The 20,693-nt window shown below is 40.7% G+C and carries 23 protein-coding genes; 14 read left to right on the top strand and 9 right to left on the bottom strand.

The features are described 5' to 3' along the window. Positions 1-67: 67 nt before the first annotated feature. Positions 68-940 (top strand): cysteine synthase CysM, encoded by an 873-nt coding sequence (gene cysM / locus DUT71_RS10300; RefSeq protein WP_113662455.1) that lies wholly within the window; start codon positions 68-70, stop codon positions 938-940. Between the two features lie 430 nt (positions 941-1,370). Here cysM and DUT71_RS10295 read toward each other — a convergent pair whose 3' ends face one another. Next, positions 1,371-2,486 carry a trans-sulfuration enzyme family protein gene (locus tag DUT71_RS10295; protein WP_113662454.1) on the bottom strand — a complete coding sequence of 372 codons (1,116 nt, stop codon included), beginning with the start codon at positions 2,484-2,486 and terminating at the stop codon, positions 1,371-1,373. A 167-nt stretch (positions 2,487-2,653) separates the two neighbouring features. Between DUT71_RS10295 and DUT71_RS10290 the strand changes: the two genes are divergently transcribed. Continuing rightward, on the top strand, positions 2,654-3,145 hold the full coding sequence (locus tag DUT71_RS10290) for a lipocalin family protein (protein ID WP_113662700.1): 492 nt from the start codon (positions 2,654-2,656) through the stop codon (positions 3,143-3,145). 160 nt (positions 3,146-3,305) lie between these two features. Then, positions 3,306-4,199: an SDR family oxidoreductase gene (locus DUT71_RS10285; protein ID WP_113662699.1), complete on the top strand. Its 894-nt coding sequence runs from the start codon at positions 3,306-3,308 to the stop codon at positions 4,197-4,199. Here DUT71_RS10285 and DUT71_RS10280 read toward each other — a convergent pair. Then, entirely contained in the window at positions 4,196-4,693 is a 498-nt protein-coding gene (locus DUT71_RS10280; protein ID WP_113662453.1) for a CinA family protein, read from the bottom strand. The two genes, DUT71_RS10285 and DUT71_RS10280, sit on opposite strands and share 4 nt — an antisense overlap. Positions 4,694-4,882: 189 nt before the next feature. On the opposite strand from DUT71_RS10280, the gene DUT71_RS10275 reads away from it, so the two are divergent. Genes DUT71_RS10275 through DUT71_RS10260 form a run of 4 tightly spaced genes read left to right on the top strand, consistent with a single transcriptional unit; the run spans position 4,883 to position 7,653 of the window. Further along, positions 4,883-5,419 carry a YciE/YciF ferroxidase family protein gene (locus DUT71_RS10275; RefSeq protein ID WP_113662452.1) on the top strand — a complete coding sequence of 179 codons (537 nt, stop codon included), beginning with the start codon at positions 4,883-4,885 and terminating at the stop codon, positions 5,417-5,419. Next, the gene (locus DUT71_RS10270; protein WP_113662451.1) at positions 5,406-5,804 is read left to right on the top strand and encodes a DNA-binding transcriptional response regulator; all 399 of its coding nucleotides are present in this window, start codon (positions 5,406-5,408) and stop codon (positions 5,802-5,804) included. Before DUT71_RS10275 ends, DUT71_RS10270 begins: the two co-directional genes overlap by 14 nt. Positions 5,805-5,864: 60 nt before the next feature. Beyond that, entirely contained in the window at positions 5,865-6,983 is a 1,119-nt protein-coding gene (locus DUT71_RS10265) for a PAS domain-containing sensor histidine kinase (RefSeq protein WP_113662450.1), read from the top strand. Further along, complete coding sequence (locus tag DUT71_RS10260; RefSeq protein WP_113662449.1) at positions 6,970-7,653, top strand: response regulator transcription factor; 684 nt, start codon at positions 6,970-6,972, stop codon at positions 7,651-7,653. The genes DUT71_RS10265 and DUT71_RS10260 overlap by 14 nt, the downstream gene beginning before the upstream one ends. A gap of 5 nt (positions 7,654-7,658) precedes the next feature. On the opposite strand, the gene DUT71_RS10255 is transcribed toward DUT71_RS10260, so the two are convergent. After that, positions 7,659-7,904, bottom strand: a complete 246-nt coding sequence (locus tag DUT71_RS10255; protein ID WP_113662448.1) for a hypothetical protein — start codon at positions 7,902-7,904, stop codon at positions 7,659-7,661. A 117-nt stretch (positions 7,905-8,021) separates the two neighbouring features. On the opposite strand from DUT71_RS10255, the gene DUT71_RS10250 reads away from it, so the two are divergent. Next, positions 8,022-9,500, top strand: coding sequence for a glycoside hydrolase family 130 protein (locus DUT71_RS10250; protein ID WP_113662698.1), 1,479 nt, complete (start codon positions 8,022-8,024; stop codon positions 9,498-9,500). 103 nt (positions 9,501-9,603) lie between these two features. On the opposite strand, the gene DUT71_RS10245 is transcribed toward DUT71_RS10250, so the two are convergent. The 3 genes from DUT71_RS10245 to DUT71_RS10235 form a co-directional block, all read right to left on the bottom strand. Next, complete coding sequence (locus tag DUT71_RS10245) at positions 9,604-11,877, bottom strand: glycosyltransferase family 4 protein (RefSeq protein ID WP_113662697.1); 2,274 nt, start codon at positions 11,875-11,877, stop codon at positions 9,604-9,606. Positions 11,878-11,951: 74 nt separating this feature from the next. Further along, on the bottom strand, positions 11,952-12,530 hold the full coding sequence (locus DUT71_RS10240) for a DUF4142 domain-containing protein (protein WP_113662447.1): 579 nt from the start codon (positions 12,528-12,530) through the stop codon (positions 11,952-11,954). Between the two features lie 141 nt (positions 12,531-12,671). After that, positions 12,672-13,184, bottom strand: a complete 513-nt coding sequence (locus DUT71_RS10235) for a ferritin-like domain-containing protein (RefSeq protein ID WP_240186901.1) — start codon at positions 13,182-13,184, stop codon at positions 12,672-12,674. A 218-nt stretch (positions 13,185-13,402) separates the two neighbouring features. Here DUT71_RS10235 and DUT71_RS20380 point away from each other — a divergent pair, with 218 nt between their 5' ends. Continuing rightward, positions 13,403-13,579: a DUF6496 domain-containing protein gene (locus DUT71_RS20380; protein WP_205313912.1), complete on the top strand. Its 177-nt coding sequence runs from the start codon at positions 13,403-13,405 to the stop codon at positions 13,577-13,579. Between the two features lie 84 nt (positions 13,580-13,663). Here DUT71_RS20380 and DUT71_RS10230 read toward each other — a convergent pair whose 3' ends face one another. Further along, complete coding sequence (locus DUT71_RS10230; protein WP_113662445.1) at positions 13,664-13,855, bottom strand: hypothetical protein; 192 nt, start codon at positions 13,853-13,855, stop codon at positions 13,664-13,666. Positions 13,856-13,993: 138 nt separating this feature from the next. On the opposite strand from DUT71_RS10230, the gene DUT71_RS10225 reads away from it, so the two are divergent. The 4 genes from DUT71_RS10225 (at position 13,994) to DUT71_RS10210 (ending at position 15,500) form a co-directional block, all read left to right on the top strand. Then, positions 13,994-14,197 (top strand): KTSC domain-containing protein, encoded by a 204-nt coding sequence (locus DUT71_RS10225; protein WP_113662444.1) that lies wholly within the window; start codon positions 13,994-13,996, stop codon positions 14,195-14,197. Between the two features lie 121 nt (positions 14,198-14,318). After that, positions 14,319-14,687: a hypothetical protein gene (locus DUT71_RS10220; protein ID WP_113662443.1), complete on the top strand. Its 369-nt coding sequence runs from the start codon at positions 14,319-14,321 to the stop codon at positions 14,685-14,687. After that, the gene (locus tag DUT71_RS10215) at positions 14,684-15,130 is read left to right on the top strand and encodes a ferritin-like domain-containing protein (protein WP_113662442.1); all 447 of its coding nucleotides are present in this window, start codon (positions 14,684-14,686) and stop codon (positions 15,128-15,130) included. Before DUT71_RS10220 ends, DUT71_RS10215 begins: the two co-directional genes overlap by 4 nt. 52 nt (positions 15,131-15,182) lie before the next feature. Continuing rightward, complete coding sequence (locus tag DUT71_RS10210) at positions 15,183-15,500, top strand: hypothetical protein (protein ID WP_113662441.1); 318 nt, start codon at positions 15,183-15,185, stop codon at positions 15,498-15,500. A 15-nt stretch (positions 15,501-15,515) separates the two neighbouring features. Here the strand turns inward: DUT71_RS10210 and DUT71_RS10205 are convergent, their stop codons facing one another. After that, positions 15,516-19,022, bottom strand: a complete 3,507-nt coding sequence (locus tag DUT71_RS10205; protein WP_162796022.1) for a PAS domain S-box protein — start codon at positions 19,020-19,022, stop codon at positions 15,516-15,518. A 103-nt stretch (positions 19,023-19,125) separates the two neighbouring features. Further along, positions 19,126-19,263, bottom strand: coding sequence for a hypothetical protein (locus DUT71_RS20200; RefSeq protein WP_162796021.1), 138 nt, complete (start codon positions 19,261-19,263; stop codon positions 19,126-19,128). Between the two features lie 749 nt (positions 19,264-20,012). Between DUT71_RS20200 and DUT71_RS10200 the strand changes: the two genes are divergently transcribed. Beyond that, positions 20,013-20,660, top strand: a complete 648-nt coding sequence (locus DUT71_RS10200) for a response regulator transcription factor (protein ID WP_113662439.1) — start codon at positions 20,013-20,015, stop codon at positions 20,658-20,660. Positions 20,661-20,693 lie beyond the last annotated feature (33 nt).

The raw sequence follows: 20,693 nt of genomic DNA, 5'->3' as shown, positions 1-20,693 counted from the left end.
CTGATGCTGAAAATAAATTTGCTTCGCAGCTACTTCGTGGTCAGCATAACGAATTTTAAATATAGATATGAAAACCATTATAGATTGCATTGGAAATACGCCCTTGGCAGAAATCAGGTATTTGAATACCAATCCTAATGTTAAAATTTATGCCAAGCTGGAAGGAAATAATCCTGGTGGCAGTGTGAAGGATAGGGCTGCGCTGAACATGATTCGCAGTGCGATGGAAAGAGGAGAGGTAGATAAAAACACCAAACTAATTGAAGCAACCAGCGGCAATACGGGAATAGCCTTGGCCATGATTGCTTCTATTTATGGTATCGATATCGAATTGGTGATGCCTGCAAGTTCAACCCGCGAGCGTACACTAACCATGGAGGCCTTTGGGGCTAAAGTAACTTTGCTGGAATCGATAGAAGTTTGTAGAGATTATGCAGAGGAAAAAGGTACACAGTCGGGCTACTTTTTACTGAACCAGTTTGCCAATCCTGATAATTATTTAGCGCATTATAAAACCACCGGCCCTGAAATTTGGAACGATACCGAAGGGAAAATCACCCATTTTGTAAGCAGTATGGGAACTACCGGCAGTATTATGGGTAACTCGAGGTACTTGAAAGAAAAGAATTCTGATATTCAAATTGTGGGTTGTCAGCCTACCGAAGAATCTTCTATTCCTGGAATACGCCGTTGGCCCATTGAATATTTACCAAAAATTTATGAGCCTGAACGTGTGGATCGGATTATGGATGTTTCGCAGCACGATGCCACCCTTGCGGCAAGAGCTTTGGCTCGTAAGGAAGGAATATTTGCTGGCATGAGTAGCGGCGGTGCCTTACATTGTGCCTTGCAATTGGCGGAGGAATTGGAAAGCGGGCTCATCGTTTTTATTACTTGCGACAGGGGAGACCGGTATTTGAGCAGTGATTTGTTTGGGTAATTTTTAATGATGATTATTTCGTCATTTCGACCTTGCGTAGAAATCTAGCAATTATTTAGGGCATATTGCTAGATTTAAATTCGTTGATTTTCATTCTACTTCATGAGATTTCTCTCCCGAAAAGTCGAGTCTGTTTGCGCTTCGCAATGAAGGATATCGGAATTGAGACTTACGAAGTTTCTAAAACTTCGTAAGTCTGGTATAATGCCTTTCGTCATTTCGACGAGAAACGACGAGAAATCTAGCGGTTGTTTAATGTATATCGTTAGATTTAACTTGTTGGTTTTTCAATTCTATTTTCGCTGCGTTTCACTTCAGATTCTACTCCACAATGACAAGTCGTTAGATTTCTCCACAAGGTCGAAATGACGGTTATGGTAGCTATTACAACTTTCAACTTTTCACTTTCAACTCTTTACTTTGGACTTTCCTAACCCAATGCCTGTTCCATATCGGCAATTAAATCATCGATATGTTCCAAACCAACGGAAATACGGATTAAATTCTGTGGTGTTTTAGTGGTAGGACCTTCTACCGAAGCACGGTGCTCAATCAAACTTTCTACACCGCCCAAACTGGTGGCTTGTGTAAAAATATTTACGCTGTTCACTACTTTTCGGGCGTTTTCTGCATCACCTTTGGTTAAAATAGAAAGCATCCCGCCAAAGCCCCGCATTTGCTTTTTCACAATTTCATGCTGAGGGTGCGAAGGCAAACCCGGATAAAAAACAGCTTCTACTTTTGGGTGCTTATTTAGGTAGTCGGCCAGTTTCTCAGCATTTTCGCAATGTCCTTTAATTCGGTAAGCCAAGGTTTTGATGCTTCTTAGCAATAGGAAACAATCAAAAGGCGAAGGCACGGCGCCACCTGTTTCCTGTATGTTTTTAATTTTCTCCCAAAACTCATCTTTGGTCGCAAACGTAAGCGAACCTCCTAAAACATCACTGTGCCCGCCAATATATTTGGTGGTAGAGTGCATTACGATATCTGCCCCTAGGGCAATAGGATTTTGTAAAATAGGAGAGGCAAAAGTACTGTCCACCACAAAAATTAGCTGGTGCTGTTTGGCTATGTTGCTTAAGGCTTCAATGTCAGATACCTTCAGTAAAGGGTTGGAAGGAGTTTCGGCCCATATCAAAACGGTATTGGCCTTTACATAGCCTTCTACTTTGTCTATTTCTGTTAAATCAATAAAATCAAAGCTTAGCGTATCTGCAAAAATGGTCAATAATTGCTTTTTAAAGCCCCAGTACATATCATCGGGGGCGATAATGTGGCTGCCAGGCTTTAAAGCTTGAAAAACAGCCATGCCTGCAGTATTTCCGGAAGAAAAAGCACAGGTATCTGCACCGCCTTCCAATTCGCTAATGACCTTTTCCAAAGCGGAGCGGCTTGGATTGCTCACTCTACTATACATGTGACCACCTGGATAGCCACCATCTTCGCCCCTGTAATAGGTAGTGGAAAGGTGGATGGGCATGGTTACATCGCCCGTAGTTGATTTTACGAGGTCAGATGCGTGTATAGCAGTGGTTTCGGCTTTCATAAAAATGGAAGGTTAATAAGTTAATAAACAAATGTAGCTGAAATGTTTTAGATAGTTTATTTTTGGCAGGATTTATGTTTAATGCTTCACGAAAATTATACATAGACGAAGACGGGGTGAAAAAACCAGCCATCGCTCTGTTAAAATGGAAAATAAAAAATAAACAGATGAAAAAATTAATTTTAGCTATCGCTTTATGCTTAACATCGTTGGTGGTGTTAGAAAGCTGCTCTCCAAAAACCACCACTGGTGCCCCAGCAGTACGTAGGGGAAATGTAACAGGTAACTGGATGCTGAACAACATTACCTTTGAAGGTATTCCTGATGTAGCCGTAAGATCATTTTTGGGAGAAAGTTCCTACAAATGCTTTGTGGGAAGTTCATGGAGATTAACCAATAGTGGTAACGGAAGTTACAGTTTGCCAAGCAGTGCAAGCTGTGGTGCCAAAACCCAAAACATTTTCTGGTCGGTAAGTACCGCTGATGAAACTTTCCAATTCAAAAAATTGTACGAAGGAGAGAAAGCCAAAAATGTTACCGAAGGTTACCGCTTAGTTTTAAGCAGTGCTAATGATAACACGATGACTATCAAATCGCCCATTGAATACGGTGGTAAAGTTGCCTACGTAGTCATGAACTTTGTAAAGGCAACCAACTAATTTGGCCTAAAAAAACAAAAAAGCCGCAAACCCAAACGTTTGCGGCTTTTTTTTGCCGTATAAATACGCAATGTACTTTAGGTATTTCTGCGCTAAAGTAAAAACCTGCGAACATTTCTCCGTGTCAATCGTTCAGCCTTATATCATTATAAGGACTGAAATGAACAAGAATAACGAAAATAAAGACCCTAAAACACTGTTTCCTAAACCACCATTTAATACCCCTAAACAAGAACATCCGGGAACAGAAAGCCAAATGAAGCCCAAAGCAGATCACGGTGAAGATAGCTATATTGGCTACGGACGTTTTAAGGATAAAAAAGTAATCGTTACCGGCGGCGATTCGGGAATTGGCAGGGCAGTAGCCATTGCCTTTGCCAGAGAGGGGGCCGATGTGCTGATCAGCTACTTGGCCGATGTAGAAGATGAAGATGCGGAAACCACAGCGCAATACATTAGGGAAGCGGGCAGGACTGCAGTTTTGATGAAAGGTGACATTAGCAAGGAAGCGCAATGTAAGGCCATTGTAGCTAAGGCAGTACAAGAATTTGGGCACATAGACGTATTGGTTAACAATGCGGCTTTTCATATTAGCAGAGAAAAAATTGAAGATATTCCCGATGAGGAATGGTGCTTCACTTTTGATACCAATGTAAAAGCCATCTTTTACCTTTGTAAGGCCGCAATACCTTATATGCCTAAGGGAAGCAGCATCATCAATACCACTTCTGTAACCGCTTTTGAACCTTCTGAAGATCTGTTGCCCTATTCGGCCACTAAAAGTGCGGTCATCAACTTTACTTCCAACCTAAGCCAGATTTTGTTGAAACAAGGGAAGGGGATTAGGGTGAATGCCGTAGCTCCGGGGCCAGTTTGGACACCCTTAATCCCAGCTACAAAGTTTAATGTGAAAACCTTTGGCCAAAACACGGCAATGGAGCGCCCGGGGCAGCCCGTAGAAATTGCACCAGCCTTTCTTTTTTTGGCTTCCGCCGATGCGAGCTTTGTTTCAGGAGCAGTTTTACCGGTAACTGGAGGGCGGTTAACCATTTAACGGTTAAGCCGTTGTAGATGTAAAAGCATTTCTGCCATAACCTGCTGCACATAATCTTGCTGTGCTTGGGCAGCTGAAGTTTCTTTGCTGTACAACTTGTGCGTGTGCGAAATCTTACCATCTATAGCTATGGCCATATAGGCATGTAAATCCGTAATCCCTTCTTCTGGTACCGGACTTGCGTAGCCCGTAATTGCGATGCCCATCCTGCTGTTTAGAAGCCTGCAGGCATTAACGGCCATCGTTTGGGCCGTAATTTCCGAAACACAATTGCATCGCATGCCTTGAGTGTAATCAACGCCCAGGTGTTTTACTTTTTGTCCAATATTGTAGGCCGTAACTCCACCGTTGAAAATATGCATCGCATCTGGCATCTGACTTAATACAAATTGCAGGTAACCTGCAGTTACACTTTCCGCTACTCCTATGGACAGCTGCTTGTGGGCACAATAAGATGCCAGTTCTTTTAAAGTTAATTCCGTAATATTCATCATGATCAAAACACTATGCCAACGATAATTGTTTATGATTTTGCTACTGAAAAAATGGGGTTTTAAAATAGGTATTTATACGTTGTTTTCGAGTATAAATCGCTTTGGGCAGATAAATATGTTATCGGATATTAGTTGTTGTAAATCATCATTTAGTGAGGTGGTTATTCTTTGATTTTTAATGAGTTAGTTATGGTTAATGTAATTCAGTCTAATACTTCAAAAGAGAAAACGCTCAACAAAGAAGATTTAAGAGGTAAATCTTTGATTGAAAGCTTACAGCTCGTGTACCATGCCGAAAGGCAATGGCTAACCGTATTGCCCATTTTGCAATTGGCTGTAGGCAACGAGGATTTGCTGGAATTGTTAGACAAGTTTCAAAAGGACGGAAAAGAGCATCTACACAGATTGGAAAGTTGTTTTGAAGCGCTAAGAGTGAATGTTTTTGCTGCGGAAAACCAGGACATGGAAGTTTTGATTGAAGAATGCTATGATATTATTGATGTTACTCCGCGCCTAAGCTTTATCCGCGATGCGGGATTAATTGTAGGCATGCAGCAGGTACAACAATACCAGGTAACTGCCTATACCTCCCTTTTGGCGCAGGCCATGGAACTGGGCCAGCAAAAAGTGGTTAACCTATTAAAAATTATTATACACCATAAACAACAAGAAGAAGAGCAGCTTGCCATGGCCGACACTGGTACGATGCTCGATGAAATTACCTAATATGGCCTACCTATCTACCGATATTTCGGAAAAACCTAAACTATTGATTTTTGAAGATGAGGATAGCATGCAAACTATCCTAACTGCTGCACTTTTACCTGAAAAATATGAACTTACCTTTGTTTCTACCGAAATGCTGGGCAAAACAAAGCTATTAAATCCAGATTTAATATTGCTTGACCAGGTAGTGGCTCCTATGCCAGAACAAGAAGACTTTTGCCGTCAAATCAAATCCCTTTATCCATCGGTACCGCTCGTAGTAATCTCTGCATATCCTTTAAATAAATTTGGTAATCATCAGCAATACATTGATTTATTTATAGCAAAGCCTTTTGATCTGAGCTATTTCCTAAACGGTGTAGATAGTTGTTTAGTTACGGATTAGTAACATATAAGCAATAGATTTTTATCCTATATTAGATTAATTGTTCTAAAAAGGTGAATTATGGAGGAAAGCAAAGATTTAGAACCTGCGGCCCAGGAAATAGACGATATCCTCATTAGTGATTTTGAGATAGATTCCCTAGTGTTCTCTAAAATGGCAGACGCAATTCCGGATATGATTTGTGTAACTGACATTCAACAGATGCGGAAAATTTATTCCAATGCCCACGTGCATCATTTGTTCAAGATGAGCAAAAAGGAAATTAATGATATGGGGCTTCGTTTTTTTGAAAAAACAATACATCCTGCTGATCAGTACAACTATTTTAAGGAAATTGATCATTTAAAAACCGCCAAGAACGATCATGTGGTTGAATTTAGGTACCGCATCATAGATTTTGAAGGCAAGGTACGTTGGCTTTCAACCAAAAGAAAAATACTGAAACGAGACAGTTTTGGGATGCCCCTACAGATAATTGGCATTTCACAGGATGTTACCCAACAAATTGCGCTTGTAGAGGAGCGTCAGAAACTGCTTGATGAGCAGGCGAAACTGAAGGTTTTACAGCAGCAACAACTGTTTGAGGCGATTATCAATGCACAAGAGGAGGAGCGCAGAAATATTGCCGAAAATCTGCACAACGAGATAGGGCAGCTGCTATTTGCCGCACAGTTGAAGTTAAGCTCTTCAGAAACGGAAAGCAGGAATTTGATAAATGCCGCTATTAAAAAAGTACGCGAAATTTCCTTTGAACTAACCCCGGTACTGCTCAATGATATGGGCCTGGAAGCGGCATTGAAAGATATGTTGGAGAGAAAGCTCGACGCAAATCAGATTTCGTTCAACCTGAGTTTCAACATCAAGGTGCTGCACCTCGATAAAAGCCTTGAAGTGATCATTTACCGCATTTTGCAGGAGCTTGTAAACAATACGATCAAACATGCTTCGGCAAGCCATGTCAATGTGCTCGTATTCCAAAAAGGCGACGATCTGTACATCAGCCAAACAGATAATGGTAAAGGGCTGGATAAAAGCGTGCTTGGTGATCCAAAAAAAGGATTTGGTATCAAAAGTATTATCAATAGACTGCATATCTTAAATGGCGTTTTCGAAGTTTTTTCCAACCCCGAAAGTGGAACCAAAGTATTAATGAACATTCCTTTAAATGGCGCAAGATAATCTCAAAAAAATAAATATCCTTTTGGCAGATGACCATCATTTGGTAAGGGACGGCATTAAATCGCTGTTGCTGAAGTACAGTGATTTTAACGTGGTGGGCGAAGGTGCGAATGGGATCGAAACCCTAAAAATCATGAAACATGCCGAAGAACCGATAGATCTGGTATTGGCGGACATTAACATGCCGGAAATGAACGGCCTGGATCTTTGTAAAGAAGTTAACCAGCTTTATCCTAAAACTAAAGTCATTATGCTGTCGATGCTGGATCACGAAAAATACGTTTCGCAGGCACTACAGGTAGGTGCAAAAGGGTATTTGCTTAAAAGCGTAAACGAAGAAGAGCTTATTTTTTCGATAAAACAGGTGATGCATAACTCTTTTTACGTCTGTACAGAACTTGCCTATCAACTGCTCAGCAGGAGTTTGATGGGGGTGCGGGTAAGCGGTAAACAAAATCGGCAAGTTAAAGTTGATTTTTCGAGCCGGGAAATCGAGATATTAGAGCTCATTGCCGACGGATATACAAACTTGGAGATAGCAGATAAACTATTTACGAGCAAACGCACTGTAGAAGGACATCGATTGCAGATGATAAGCAAAACGGGTGTGCGCAATACTGCCGCGCTGGTTAAATACTGTTTGGTGAATGGTATCCTTAAAGATAGTTGATTAGTTTAGGGCGGAGTGATTTTTTCCAGAATTTTTTCACCGATGTCATTGACCGTTTCTTGGGGTAAGTTGCCCCATAGCTGCTCCCATTTCCCATAAATCTCGTTCCTTAGTTGGGTAATTTCATTTTCACCGATATAACAGGAATAATAAGGAACACCATCGGTAGTTTCCAGTGTGATCACCTTAATATGCTTTTCGCTGCCATTAATGTTGGCAACAATATAAAAGTCAACGTGGGAAGAGTTCATAACAAGTTCTTTCCAAGGATAACAACTCGCAATTAATTTAGTTTTGAGCTATGCCCATTGGTTTTTATCAAACCCAATCTCCAAAAAATTGTTATTTATTTTAAAACAAATTTTACAATGAGGATAACAGTTAGCAGAAAACCGGTGAAGGTTTATCCGGATCCCAAAAGGGTAATTGCCAGATTTTTTTACAATGGCGATGAACGAGCCAAGGAAGTTGTGCAAAAAGTAACCAGCCTTAGCGAAAAGCAGGTTTTTGAGATCGTTTCGCCACTATTGCAGGAATTCTCCAAGCGGCATAGGAATATTACCAAGGTTTTCTTAAAGCATTGCAAAAAAATACAATGGCTTATTGAGGAAATGGGTATCGACTATAAAAATATGGACGAGTTTACCAAATACCTCATTGGCTCGTACTTTACACATGAATACTCTATCGAATCGGCAGCGTTTTTTAATCCCTCCATAGTAGAAGATCCCGACCAGACCAATTTGGTAGAGGGTGAAAAGCGGGTGATCATTAGTTTTAGGGCTGTTGGCGAAGGGCATATCTCATCAGTGGTATTTAGGAGGGCGCTCATTGATTGCCACAATAACATACACGTATTGCCTGCCGGAAACTATATTGACGAGGCTGAAGTGGTAAAAAATGCCATCTACAATAAACGTCTTTTCCTTAAAAAAGCTGCGGATGCCAGCATTTCAATGAATGTGATTACCGACGTGAATGCTAATTTGGGCGAGAAATTTGACTATGCACAGCTGCGTAAACTGGTGCTTGACGCCAAAGAAAAGCAGGAGGACGATGTTGGCAAGTTGGAATACGACCGTATCCTATGGCTCTCGGATACCTATCACGAAATCTGTTTTTCTAAAGATACTGACATTTCCGATCGGGTAATTTTTCCCATTTCTGAATTTGAACGCAAAGGAATTGAAGATGCCCGTTTCGTACGTTTTACCAAAGATGACGGCAGCGTGATTTACTATGGCACTTACACGGCATTTGATGGCTCGTTCATTATTCCAAAGTTAATGCAAACCACCGATTTTTATGACTTTAAGGTAAGTCCTTTGCATGGAAAAGGAGCGCAAAACAAAAACTTGGCCTTGTTTCCCAAAAAAATCAATGGTAAATACGCCATGATGTCGCGTATAGATGGCTGGAACAATTATTTAATGTACTCGGATAGGATCACCGTGTGGGACCAGCCTGTTAAACTACAGTCGCCGCTATATGCCTGGGAATTTATACAGATAGGTAATTGCGGATCGCCTATAGAAACAGAAGCGGGCTGGCTGATCATTACCCACGGCGTAGGGCCTATGCGCAGGTACTGCCTGGGCGCAAGCTTATTGGATTTAAATGATCCTTCCATTGAAATTGGGCGTTTGCATGAGCCATTGTTGGTGCCTAACCCCGACGAACGCGAAGGTTACGTGCCCAATGTGCTGTATTCCTGTGGCTCTATCATCCATAATGGCGAACTGATTATTCCCTATGGCCTGTCTGATTATTGTTCCTCTTTTGCTACCGTAAATTTAGAGCGTTTGCTGGAACGGATTTTAGAACATAACAACGGTACGGCAGTTTAATCATCGCCGCTCCAAAGGTTCAGGGGGCAAAATTATCTGATATTATTCATCCTCAACGATTTTTTAAATCATGGAGGATGAATAGATATTCGCAAAGGTTAAACTATTTTTCCAGAATGTCTGCCTGTAGCTGGTTATTGCCCGCCAAGTAACGGTATTCAATTTCCAAGGCCTTAAATACTACTAGGTGCGAGATTAGATAGGCCAAGGTACTTTCCGCCCCCTGATTTCTGTTGACACCATGGGGCTGCAATCCATCGGCACAACCTTTGGTTTCGTGGTCGTATAGTGGGAGGTTGAGGCTATTTTCGCCCAAAAACCAAAGATAGCTTTGATACAAATGGTGCATGTATTTCACGTTTTTGGTAATTTCGTAGGCCTTGAAATAAACCAACACCATAGCCATGGTTTCAATTGCCTGTTGGTCATATAAGGCCATCGGATGATTTTTCTCTAACCAACCATCATTGCCTACCGGATTTAAAAATCCAAAAGCTAAGGTCTTGTTGGTAAGGAAATCCAAAGCTTCCAGCGCAATGTTTAACGACTGGTTGTTGTGGTTGATTTCGTAATGGCAAAGCAGTGCCAAAGGTAAAATGGCATTGTCGTAGGTTAGTTTTTGTTCAAACCAATGCCAATCGCCTGCTTTGGTATCTAAATAAGCATCAATCAACGGAACTGCCAATTGGTTAAGCTCGTTTACAATACGCTCATCATGAGGGTTAACTTTCAGGTAGTGATGCACCCCAATCATCGTATTGGCAACTCCCCTTAGGTGCTTGAGTTTAGCAAAATGTGGAACCGATTTTAAGAAAAGCTCATCGGCAAACTCTTTGTACGAATTGTTTGGAGCATGATTGATCAGATAGCCTAAAGACCATATCGTTCTACCAAATGAATCTTCGGAGCCCACCTCATCCAGGTAATTTCGGCTAAAACTCAAAAAGTTGCGGAAATTTCCATCTTCCTTTTGCATGTACTGGATATAGCTCAAATAAATGGGGAGCAAATCCAGGGCTTCCTTGCTTTTATATTGTTCAAAGGCCATTAAGGCCATAATCAAGGCCCTTGCATTGTCATCTAAACAATACCCTTCCTTTAAATTTGGAATGCCGTATTTGGCATGCTGTACAATCCCCGTGTCATCCGTTAGGCGGCGAATATGGCTTAAGTTAAAGGTTGGGATACTATCTACATCAATAATGCTTTTATTTTCTAGGATAGATTTTTCCTTGGCTAGTATGGCGCTTTGAAGCACCTTGATGTATTTTTTACCAATATTGGGCCAACGTAACGAGAGCCCATATTGATAGGCATTATACTTGAGTTCGCCTAATTTTTCGGGCTGCTCCAACAGTTCGTTTACCCTTAGTGCCAATTGATCGCTGTTTTTGAAATCAAATAACACGCCTCTTTTTTGGGCCAATAATTCTTGGGCGTGCCAATAGGGGGTTGAAATTACGGCGGCACCGGCACCAATGGCATAAGAAAGTGTGCCACTGGTAATTTGAGCTTCATTCAGGTAGGGGGTAATGTATACGTCGGCTGCAGATAAGTACTGGTGCAGCTCATTTTCGTCTACAAATTTGTTCACAAACACTAAATGTTTCTCTACCTCAAGTTTTTTGGCCAGGCGTTTTAGGTTATCCCGATATTCTTCGCCAGCACTTTTAACTACTCCTGGGTGGGTATTGCCTAAAACCACGTACACCACATTCGGATGCTTGGCTACAATTTTAGGTAGGGCCTCTACCACGGTTTCTAACCCTTTTCCCCTGCTAATTAAGCCAAAGGTTAACAGCACCTTATTGTCTATAAAAGGATAGGCCGCTTTAATTGGGTTATGGCTAGGTGGTTCTAAATCAGGTACGCCATGCTCTATATATTTAATTTTTTCTTTGGGTATATGGTAAATACTGGTTAAAAATCCAATGGCTTTTTGGCTCATCACCACAATATTGGCCGAGCGTTTTGCTATTTGTTGGATGATGGTTTGTTGGATATAATTGGGCTGTTTGAGTACCGTGTGCAAAATTGTAACGATGGGCTTGTTGAGCCTTGCCATTAAAGTAAGTAAGTACAAACCGCTTTCGCCACCATAAATGCCAAACTCGTGCTCAATTACGCAGGCATCCACCTGGCTGGTGTTAATGTAATTAGCGGCCCTTAAATAATCCTTTTGATTATTTTGCCTGATAATATATTTTACCTCATTGGGATAATGGTAGGTTTTGAGGTCCTCAGCATCACTTAAAGCAATTACAAAACTGTCTTTGGAAATATTGTTGTGTTGGTTAATAGCCATTGCCAAGTTAGCGTTAAAGGTAGCAATGCCACATTCTTGAGGTAGTGAGGTGCTGATATAAGCTATTTTCATCGTCATTTATTTTGTAAGAGAGGTACTGCATTTTATTTTAAAGCAACAACCAACGGGCTTAAAAGGTTTGTGACCTATTTAAGGCTGTCTTTAATTTTTCTGATGGCATTTAAGTGGACATTAATTACGGGTACCATTTTTACGGCAAAGGCTTTAAGGTCTGGATCGGTTCCTTTTCTGGCCTGATGCTCCATAAAGGCAAGTACTTTTACATGGTCTTCCTCCATTAAGCTCGCATACTTTTTGTCAAAATCTGCGCCTGTTTTCTGATCCAGCTCGTCCCTGTTTTTTTGGTGTTCTTTGCTCATGGCAACAGGAAGTGTAATGTTTTTGCTTTTGGCCAAAGCCATCAGTTCATCATTGGCGGCGCCGTGTTCTTTTAGCATCATATTGGCATAGGACTTGATCTGTTCGTTGCTCGTTTTGCTAATGGCTAAATTGGCCAAATTGATCTCCGCCAGTCCTGCATCAGCCGCATTGGTGGCAAATTCCGCCTCATTATCCCGCACAGTAATCATATCTGCGGTTACGGTTGAAGTGTCTTTGGTTTGGTTAATGCTATCGGCCAGTTCCTTGGCATCTTTCCGTTGCGAGTTACAGGCTATCATTACCGTAAACGCTATGCTGTACGCTAAAAAGACGAGATTTTTCATGGTCTTAAAATTTTAGTTAAACAAATGTTTTTATACAATGGAGCCTAAATTTCAGCGCATTGTTATCATTTTGATGTAGCAATAGCTGATTTAAAAAAAGCCGGCGTTACCTTATTGTTAACGCCGACGCAAACAGAAAACTTATACCATTACGTTGGCTTCCGACATGGCAATGTCGGTAAGCTTACTATCCGTTTCTTTTTCCTGGTTTAGGGTGGTGGCCAGCAGCTCTCTTGCTTCTTCATGCTCCATTAAAGTTGCGTAGGTAACTAAGCAACCATAACTGGCAATTTCATAATGTTCCACCTTTTGGGCTGCGGCAATTAGGGCAGCATCCAAGGCTTCGTTATCCTCAAATTCGTCCATAATTTCCTCAGCTTCCTGGAGGAGGCCTTCCATAGCTTTGCATTTTTTGGCTCTAGGGCTCAGGTTAATGCTCGAGAACACTTGCTTGAGCCTTTCAATTTGTTCTTCCGTTTCGGTATGGTGTGCGGTAAAAGCTTCTTTTAGGTTTTCATTTGTGGCTTTAGCGGCCATTTGCTTTAATCCTTTCAATAGTTGCTTTTCGGCGCCCAAAATATCTCTTAGTTCATCAACAAAGAGGTCGTGCAAATGAGCGTTAGGCATAGCATTACGATTTTTTTCACTTTTCATTATCTTGGTAATTTAGGGTTATTGGATATTTAGTAAAATTGAATATCTATAAAAGCGAAAGCCCAATAGTTTTGTTTGTGTTTTTTAATAAAATAAGTATTGGATTTTGGTAATGCCGTATTTTGTTTGCTTTTTTTGAGTACAAATACCCGTTTTACAGGGTCGAAAAAACAAATTTGCCGGATATTGTTTTGTACTGTTAACCAAAATGTATTAAAATGGCAAAATATTCAAAAAAGGCAGGCGAAAAAGTAGAAAGAGCTATGCACGAGATGAAAGAAGGTAAATTAAAAACAGGTACCGGCAAAAAAGTAACTTCTAAAAAGCAGGCGGTGGCTATAGGCTTATCGGAAGCAAGGGATGCCGGAGCAAAAGTGCCCAAGAAAAAACCTTGATAAAATGGTATGGACCAGGAAAACGAGCGTTATGGGAGAGCGTTACGAGGAGAGCGTTATGAATAAACTTTGGGGCTTAATTTATCATTCTGATGATGGGGTGGATTCGGTATTTTTCAAGTTATCAGAAGTTTTTTCTGGATGAATAAACTCCTCAACCTGAGCCTTTAGCTTGTTCAATTTGATTTCGGTAGCTTTTGATTTTTCGCGTAAAGCCCTTGATTTTTCCAATAAGCTTTGCGTTTCTTCCCTATTCTTATCCGTTTTGTTGCCCATGCTAATCGTGTTTACCCAAATATAGCCAAAACTAAAGGTGTTATCTTAATTATTATTAAAACAGGTAGTTGGGGAGCCGGGTACTTGGAACGCTTGCGTATAAACACTTAGCCGTTTTAACTTGTTTAAATTTATGTTATGCCTTCTTCAGTTATTGCACATATCAGCTATAGGGCACAGGACAAAGCTTTAACCGTGGTGTTTAATTCAGGTGATGTTTATTTATATCAGCCCGTGCCTGAAAAAATCTACAAAGAATTTAAAGCAGCTGTTTCCAAGGGAAATTACCTAAATCGAAAGTTGAAAAAACTGTTTATTGGTAAAAAAATAGCTGTAGGGTAGGCTGCGTTAAATACTGCTTTTACCAGTTAAAATACTTGATTTGAAGATAATTGGAACTTTTTGGCCTTATGCACGATTAGGTAGGTATAACTAAAGTAATAACATTTAATATCTAATCATTATGGAAATCCAATTTGAGCAAAATAGAAATTTTAACCAATCGCATAGGGAAGATCCATCGGTTACCCAAACCACCCAAAAGGACAAGGGTAAACCACAAGGAAAAGAAGGAGATCCCCAACAGCATTTGGTGAATAGCAGAGCACTGGATACTGAAGAAAAAACTCTGGACCGCAGGCCTGCCGATGTATCCAATGGAGAAGCTGGCAATAATGATGATAAAGCTTCATCGGCTGTGCCAGGAATACAAAGCGACTCGCAAAACAGTACCCGCAATAGTAGTAAGCCTTTGGGCGAAGATCCCAATGTAAATGCCGATAGAGAAAACCAGGAAGATCAAGAAGAACTTGAAAAAGGAGATAGACCATGAGCAAACTAATTGATGATTTAAAAGGCTTGTTGGATATCGTAGATGATGGTAAGGAAGGCTACCTGTCGGCCAGCGAGGTAGTAAGCAGCTTGGAATTAAAAGAACTGTTTTTGCGTATGGCTTCTCAGCGCATTGGTTACGCTAACGAACTTAAAAGCCTAATCGCTTTGCATGGTGGCAGCAACGAGAACGAAAGTGGGGGTATTTTAGGTTTGTTGCATAAAACTTGGGTCGATTTTAAACATGCCCTTAGCAATAAGGAAGATGAAGCGATTTTAGCGACGGTGGAAAGCGGGGAGCAAGCTGCACTGGATAAATACGATGCAGTGCTCCAAGACGAGGAGACACATGCGCAACATGTTAATTTGCTGCAAAAGCAGCGTACCGGAATTTTAGAGGCGCTGAAAGAAGTGGAAAGCTACCGTATTAGCTTAGAAAGATAAAATTTTGATCGGCAGGCAGCCTGCTTGCCGATCAATTTAAACCATAGATGTGATGAAAGAAAAAAAACATAACCTGCAAAAGGAGCAAGGCTCGGTGCAGCGTCAGACTCAAAAAAATGAGCACTATGAAAATGCCGATGCGGCCAACAAGCAGGAAAGTGGTGATCAATATGGCATTGTGCCTGTACCAAAAGCCGAAAAAAAGGAATCCGATCAGCAAAAATCGGGCAACAGAATGCCAAAAAACCAACCAGACCTGAAAGGCATTGATGATGAAAAAATTATTCCGGGCATTAAAAGAAAGCATAGCCCCTGGAACTCCATTGATTTTGAAGCCGATGAGTTTTTCGGTGGCTTAGTGCCTGCATAGTTCATCACGATGTCCCTAAATAGGAAACTGGATATGAATTACCGTTTGCTGGGGAACCGAATTGATTGTAATAGAACCGTTTAACAGCTTCACTTTTGATTCGATGGTTTTCAGCCCAATTCCCTTAGATTTTCTTTCACCTTTTTCAAAGCCCCTCCCGTTATCCTTCGCCAAGATATTAGCTTGTCCGTTTTGGATAGAAACATCTATGTGCGCTATTTTTGCCGAAGCATGCTTCACAATATTTTGCGCCAGTTCCTGCGCTATTCTGTATATTGCAAGCTGGATATATTTATCTAAAGGTATATCAGTTCCCGAAAATGTACAGTTAAAATGGGTTTCGCCTTTTAACTGCGTGCAAATATCTTTAATGGCTGCTTTTAGTCCAAAATCTTCTAGGATAGAAGGCATTAATTCATGTGAGATACGACGGCTTTCCTGAATGCACATGCCTAATAATTCTTTGGAACGATGAAGTACCTGGGCATTATCTTTGATAGAGCCCTTATTTAAGTTAATGCGCTCCAACGTGGCCTTAATGCCATAAAGCACCTGGCCCAGGCCGTTGTGCAAGCTTTCGGCAAAGCGTTTTCTTTCTTCCTCTTGTGCATTTAGCGTAGCTTTTAAAATTTCTTTTTGTTGTTTTTTTTCCAGTTCCCGGCGTTCATTGGTTAATTGAATATTTTTTTCTTCTAGGGCCTTTTGTTGGGTGATATCCTGCGAAATCCCAACAACATGCGTTGATTCTCCTTCGTCATCCCTGATATAAACGGTACTTTTGGAACTGATCCAATGTGTTTTCCCCTGTGCATCGATCAAACGATAAACAAGCGATTTGATTTTTTTATGATTTTTGCCTCTTAACTCATCTAAACTGGCATAAAAGCTAGCTTTATCTTCTGGATGGATAAATCTTTCAAAAAAATCTGTACCCATTTTCTTGATTTCCAGCTGGTTTTTTTCAACCAATTGTTCAATGCGGTAGTTGGAATAAAACTGCTGCATGTTGTCTAAATTAATGGCATACAGCATATCCGGGGCTGAATTGGCTATCCCTTGGATCATGGCCGAGTTATCATTGAAAAGCTGTTCGGCAATTTTACGCTCGCTGATATCTAAATTGGTGGCTAGCAGGCTGTCGTCCATCTTCACAAACATGCAGGCATACCATTTATTGAAATCCTCGTAAGGATAGAAATATTCGGTGCTAACGGGTACTCCGGTTTCCATTACCTTCACCATCATGTCAAACAAACCCACTGCTTTAACTCCCGGATATTCTTCCAAGTATCGTTTACCAATTAAATCGGTACGTCCAGTTTCCCGTTCCAGGGCCTTATTGGTAAGTGTAATCTTAAAGTCGATGATCTGATTATTTTTGTCCCTAACAGCTTTTAAAACCGATATGGCCATCAAGGTATTGTTGTAAATGGCGGCTAACTCGTCACGGCTTTCTTTAAGTTCCTTGGTTCTTTGGTGGACATCTTCTTCCAGTTTAACCAAATATTTTTCTTCCGCCTGTTTAATATCGTTTTCTTGATTTTTTTGAGAGGTAATGTCCCAGTGGATTCCCCTGATTTCCGAAATGCCAATAATGGGGTGGTAAATACCTTTGCCCCGTTCCTCAATCCAGGCTATCTTTTGGTCGTTAGGCCTAATGATGCGATAGGTATGGTGAAATTCCTTTTGATGCTTACAGGCATCTTTTAAGGTTTGTAGGTGTCTTTCGCGGTCTTCGGGGTGCACCATGCTGAAACCCTCATTTTCATTAGAGGAAAGGTCGTGCTCTTTTAGTCCAAATATAGTTGCTGAAAGTGGCGAAACCACCACGTCGCCATTTTTAGCCAACCAATGGAAGGTGCTCATGTTAGAGGCCGTTAATGCAACACTAAGCTGCTCTTCCGAATGGCTAAGGGCATTGGCTATTTTACTTTGTTCGATGTAGGCCCAGGTTCGTTCAGCAGTTTCTTCGATCAAAACAATTTCACTATCTAGCCATTGACGGGGTTGTACACGGTGTACCATTAAAACTGCTACTAAATGGCCATTCTTAATGAGGGGAACGGCGACCCAAACGCAGTTGTCCAAAATCTGGCGCAGGAATATACGGTTGGTTGGCCTGTATTTTCCAGAGGGGTTATTGGAATTGATACAAGTTTTACCAGCGTTCATTTCAGCTAGTTCTATGCCCAAATCAGCAAGTGGATGTAAGCTAGGTTTAAAGGGCCTGCGTTTGTTTTTTTGATAAAGCCGGTCTATCTGTAGATGTGGAACGTTGTCAATATCAACCACGTGGCCATAAAATGCGTACTCCGCCTGCAGGTGTTGGCCAATGGTTCTGGCTGCAGCTTCCTGAATTTCGAGGGGCTGTAACAAAAAGCGCACATTCTCCATTAGTTTCAGCAGATAGCTTTGTCGCTCATCATTTTTGCGGAGCACTTCTTCCGCATTTTTTCTTTCGCTGATATCGTTAAACAATATGCCTACCATATCTTTGCCCAGCTCGCCAATAGAAAATGCTTCTACTTCATACCAGCCGTTGATAAGCGTTGCGGGCAGTTCAAGATGAGCGGAGGTTTGTGTTTTGGCAATGTTGCCATAAATCTCAAACCAATGAGGCTCATGTTGTGGCCAAATCTCGAGTATGGTTTTCCCTTCATAGTCGTTGATGCCGGTTTGGGCCTTAAAAGCTGGATTTGCTTCAATAAAACGATAGTCGATAGCGTTGCCCTGCTGATCCCAAATCATTTCGATAATGCAAAAGCCCTGGTTAATAGAATTGAAAAGAGAGCGGTATTTATGCCTAAGTTGGGCATTAAAGTTTTCCTGGTTTTTGGTCAGAATAGTGATGTCTCTTCCTATGGCAATTACACTTTTTACCTGTCCGTTCAGGGTAAGCTCTGGTACCAGTTTAATATCGTAAAAAATAGTTCCATTTGGTGTGGCAAACGAGGTATTAAGGGTATGCGCATGTCCATCCTTAAATACTTTTTTGGTTTTCTTAATAAAGGTAGATACATCAGCGTAGGGCCAAATTTCCTGCGGCGCTTTTCCGGATGCCTGCGCTAATGAAATACCTGTTTTGTTGGTTAACGCAGTATTGGCATATATCAAATGTACTTTTTTGTCCCATTTGGTTACAATGTCGGGAGTGTTTTCTACCAGGGTTTGGTAAAGATTTTCGTGTTGTTTATCTTTTTCAATGCAGTTAAAGCTCACCACTATGCCCTCGGTTACAGGGCTGATGGTCAATTTGATCCAGCTTTGGCTAAATACAGAAACGTATTCAAATGTTGCAGCCTTTTTTTCATTTATTGCCTCATTAATTTCATGGTAATAAGCACTGTTTTTTGATTCGGGAAATAGCGACCACACGTTTTTGCCCAGCATTTCACTTTTGTCTTTTTTAAAGAATTGCTCTGCTTTTTGGTTGATATAGATGAAATTGGCTTGGTGATCAAGCATGTAGCAGGCCAGCGGAATGGCATTTAATATTTGTGAAACATCCGGAAATTCAGCCATGTTAAAATGGGTTTGTCCTCTTAAAACATAATTATGTGTATTTGGTTCGATAAAAAATGATGGATTTGAAAAAAGGATGTGCATCAACGTGCCAACTATCGCATTAATTTTTAAAATATTTGCGGATCAAGTGGTAGGCAAGGTATAGGTGCAATACGATCAATATGATGCCTGCGGCACCTATTAAGATCAATAGTGTATCAGAATCGTTTGTAACGATAAAGGGATTTGTTTTTTGCATGATGTTTTTTATAGGTTTTGGTTGATTTTATAAAGCGATTTCCCCGCTGATGATTGACGCTCGGGATAGTTTGAATGGTACATGCGCATAAATTGCCTGTGGGCAACTGATCTTTTGGCATAAGCAACAGAGCTGGCGCCTAAAAAACAATCCACTTTGTGGGAAAAGACCAAAGAAACTGGAGCAGTTCCTGATAAATTTTAGGAGAATTTTTTGACCAATAGGACAAGTCCCAGGGCAATTAAGCTTTAGGTTTTTCATTTTAAATTGGTAGAGGTTGCAGTGCCAAATTAATCAAATTAATTTAATATTTAGAGTCAAAATTGCTGATTATGTGTGTGTTAAAACATTTATCTCTACTTGGTTGTAGGCGTGTTGCTCCTTCAACGGATCGTTTTCAAAATATTTAAAACAAAAGCTTGGCACACTAGCTTATTACAATAAGTTAAAACTATACGCTTCATGATACTGATAAAACAGGTGATTTTGAAGTTGCTTTGGATAAAAATATCAGCAGGAAAACATCTTAAAAGTGATGGGGAAACCAGGAAGATTAGCGGATAACGAATATACAATTCAACGCACAGGTATTTGGCATCAACAGCAGGAGTAGTTTGTCCCAAGGCTGTTCAAATAATACTTGATTTTATAAAAATAGAAGCAGATGAAGCGCAGGACTTGTTTAATGGGTTAGGTACATCTATTTTGGCATACCACTTGTTTAATCAATACAAATCTTTAAAAAACAAATGATAAATATCCTACTGGCAGAAGACCATAATATTGTAAGGAACGGCATTAAAATGCTACTTGAATCTGATCCGGAAATACAAGTGCTTGGCGAAGCGGTGAATGGCTTTGAAGTATTGAGGCAAATGGCCGATAAAACCATAGATATGATTTTGGTGGATATCAATATGCCAGAAATGGACGGAATGCAGTTGTTGAGGGAATTGAAGGAAAAGTATTCCGGCGTGAAAGTAGTAATGCTTTCTATGCACGATCATGAAAAATATGTTATGGAAGCTTTTAAAAATGGCAGCGATGGCTATTTGTTAAAAAACATTGGTGCCGACGAACTTCTATTTGCGGTAAAGTTTGTACAACAGGGGCGTAAGTATCTATGTGCCGAGCTTACCATGGCCATGATGGACAACCTGTTGCAAAGTAAACAGTATCTTGTTTCTATGCCTGATAATGAGGTTGATTTTTCGCTGCGGGAGCTGGAAATATTACAGCTCATTGCCGAAGGTTTAACCAATTTGGAAATGTCTGAAAAACTGTTTTTGAGCAAAAGAACAATAGAAGGACATAGGCAAAGCCTTTTGGACAAAACTGGTTCTAAAAATTCGGCCGCGTTAATTCGTTATGGGGTACTTCACGGGCTCATACAATAGCAGCTTTTTTTTTAGCCATGGGCACACCGTTGT

It is taken from the genome of Pedobacter nanyangensis, from assembly GCF_003313505.1.
Lineage (GTDB): Bacteria > Bacteroidota > Bacteroidia > Sphingobacteriales > Sphingobacteriaceae > Pedobacter > Pedobacter nanyangensis.
This window is presented reverse-complemented; position numbering and strand designations above follow the sequence as displayed.

What these genes read in the sequence shown, in the direction of transcription:
- cysM (WP_113662455.1), top strand. Translation starts at nt 68, where the DNA reads ATGAAAACCATTATAGATTGCATTGGAAATACGCCCTTGGCAGAAATC.
- DUT71_RS10295 (WP_113662454.1), bottom strand. Translation starts at nt 2,486, where the DNA reads ATGAAAGCCGAAACCACTGCTATACACGCATCTGACCTCGTAAAATCA.
- DUT71_RS10290 (WP_113662700.1), top strand. Translation starts at nt 2,654, where the DNA reads ATGAAAAAATTAATTTTAGCTATCGCTTTATGCTTAACATCGTTGGTG.
- DUT71_RS10285 (WP_113662699.1), top strand. Translation starts at nt 3,306, where the DNA reads ATGAACAAGAATAACGAAAATAAAGACCCTAAAACACTGTTTCCTAAA.
- DUT71_RS10280 (WP_113662453.1), bottom strand. Translation starts at nt 4,693, where the DNA reads ATGATGAATATTACGGAATTAACTTTAAAAGAACTGGCATCTTATTGT.
- DUT71_RS10275 (WP_113662452.1), top strand. Translation starts at nt 4,883, where the DNA reads ATGGTTAATGTAATTCAGTCTAATACTTCAAAAGAGAAAACGCTCAAC.
- DUT71_RS10270 (WP_113662451.1), top strand. Translation starts at nt 5,406, where the DNA reads ATGAAATTACCTAATATGGCCTACCTATCTACCGATATTTCGGAAAAA.
- DUT71_RS10265 (WP_113662450.1), top strand. Translation starts at nt 5,865, where the DNA reads ATGGAGGAAAGCAAAGATTTAGAACCTGCGGCCCAGGAAATAGACGAT.
- DUT71_RS10260 (WP_113662449.1), top strand. Translation starts at nt 6,970, where the DNA reads ATGGCGCAAGATAATCTCAAAAAAATAAATATCCTTTTGGCAGATGAC.
- DUT71_RS10255 (WP_113662448.1), bottom strand. Translation starts at nt 7,904, where the DNA reads ATGAACTCTTCCCACGTTGACTTTTATATTGTTGCCAACATTAATGGC.
- DUT71_RS10250 (WP_113662698.1), top strand. Translation starts at nt 8,022, where the DNA reads ATGAGGATAACAGTTAGCAGAAAACCGGTGAAGGTTTATCCGGATCCC.
- DUT71_RS10245 (WP_113662697.1), bottom strand. Translation starts at nt 11,877, where the DNA reads ATGAAAATAGCTTATATCAGCACCTCACTACCTCAAGAATGTGGCATT.
- DUT71_RS10240 (WP_113662447.1), bottom strand. Translation starts at nt 12,530, where the DNA reads ATGAAAAATCTCGTCTTTTTAGCGTACAGCATAGCGTTTACGGTAATG.
- DUT71_RS10235 (WP_240186901.1), bottom strand. Translation starts at nt 13,184, where the DNA reads ATGAAAAGTGAAAAAAATCGTAATGCTATGCCTAACGCTCATTTGCAC.
- DUT71_RS20380 (WP_205313912.1), top strand. Translation starts at nt 13,403, where the DNA reads ATGGCAAAATATTCAAAAAAGGCAGGCGAAAAAGTAGAAAGAGCTATG.
- DUT71_RS10230 (WP_113662445.1), bottom strand. Translation starts at nt 13,855, where the DNA reads ATGGGCAACAAAACGGATAAGAATAGGGAAGAAACGCAAAGCTTATTG.
- DUT71_RS10225 (WP_113662444.1), top strand. Translation starts at nt 13,994, where the DNA reads ATGCCTTCTTCAGTTATTGCACATATCAGCTATAGGGCACAGGACAAA.
- DUT71_RS10220 (WP_113662443.1), top strand. Translation starts at nt 14,319, where the DNA reads ATGGAAATCCAATTTGAGCAAAATAGAAATTTTAACCAATCGCATAGG.
- DUT71_RS10215 (WP_113662442.1), top strand. Translation starts at nt 14,684, where the DNA reads ATGAGCAAACTAATTGATGATTTAAAAGGCTTGTTGGATATCGTAGAT.
- DUT71_RS10210 (WP_113662441.1), top strand. Translation starts at nt 15,183, where the DNA reads ATGAAAGAAAAAAAACATAACCTGCAAAAGGAGCAAGGCTCGGTGCAG.
- DUT71_RS10205 (WP_162796022.1), bottom strand. Translation starts at nt 19,022, where the DNA reads ATGGCTGAATTTCCGGATGTTTCACAAATATTAAATGCCATTCCGCTG.
- DUT71_RS20200 (WP_162796021.1), bottom strand. Translation starts at nt 19,263, where the DNA reads ATGCAAAAAACAAATCCCTTTATCGTTACAAACGATTCTGATACACTA.
- DUT71_RS10200 (WP_113662439.1), top strand. Translation starts at nt 20,013, where the DNA reads ATGATAAATATCCTACTGGCAGAAGACCATAATATTGTAAGGAACGGC.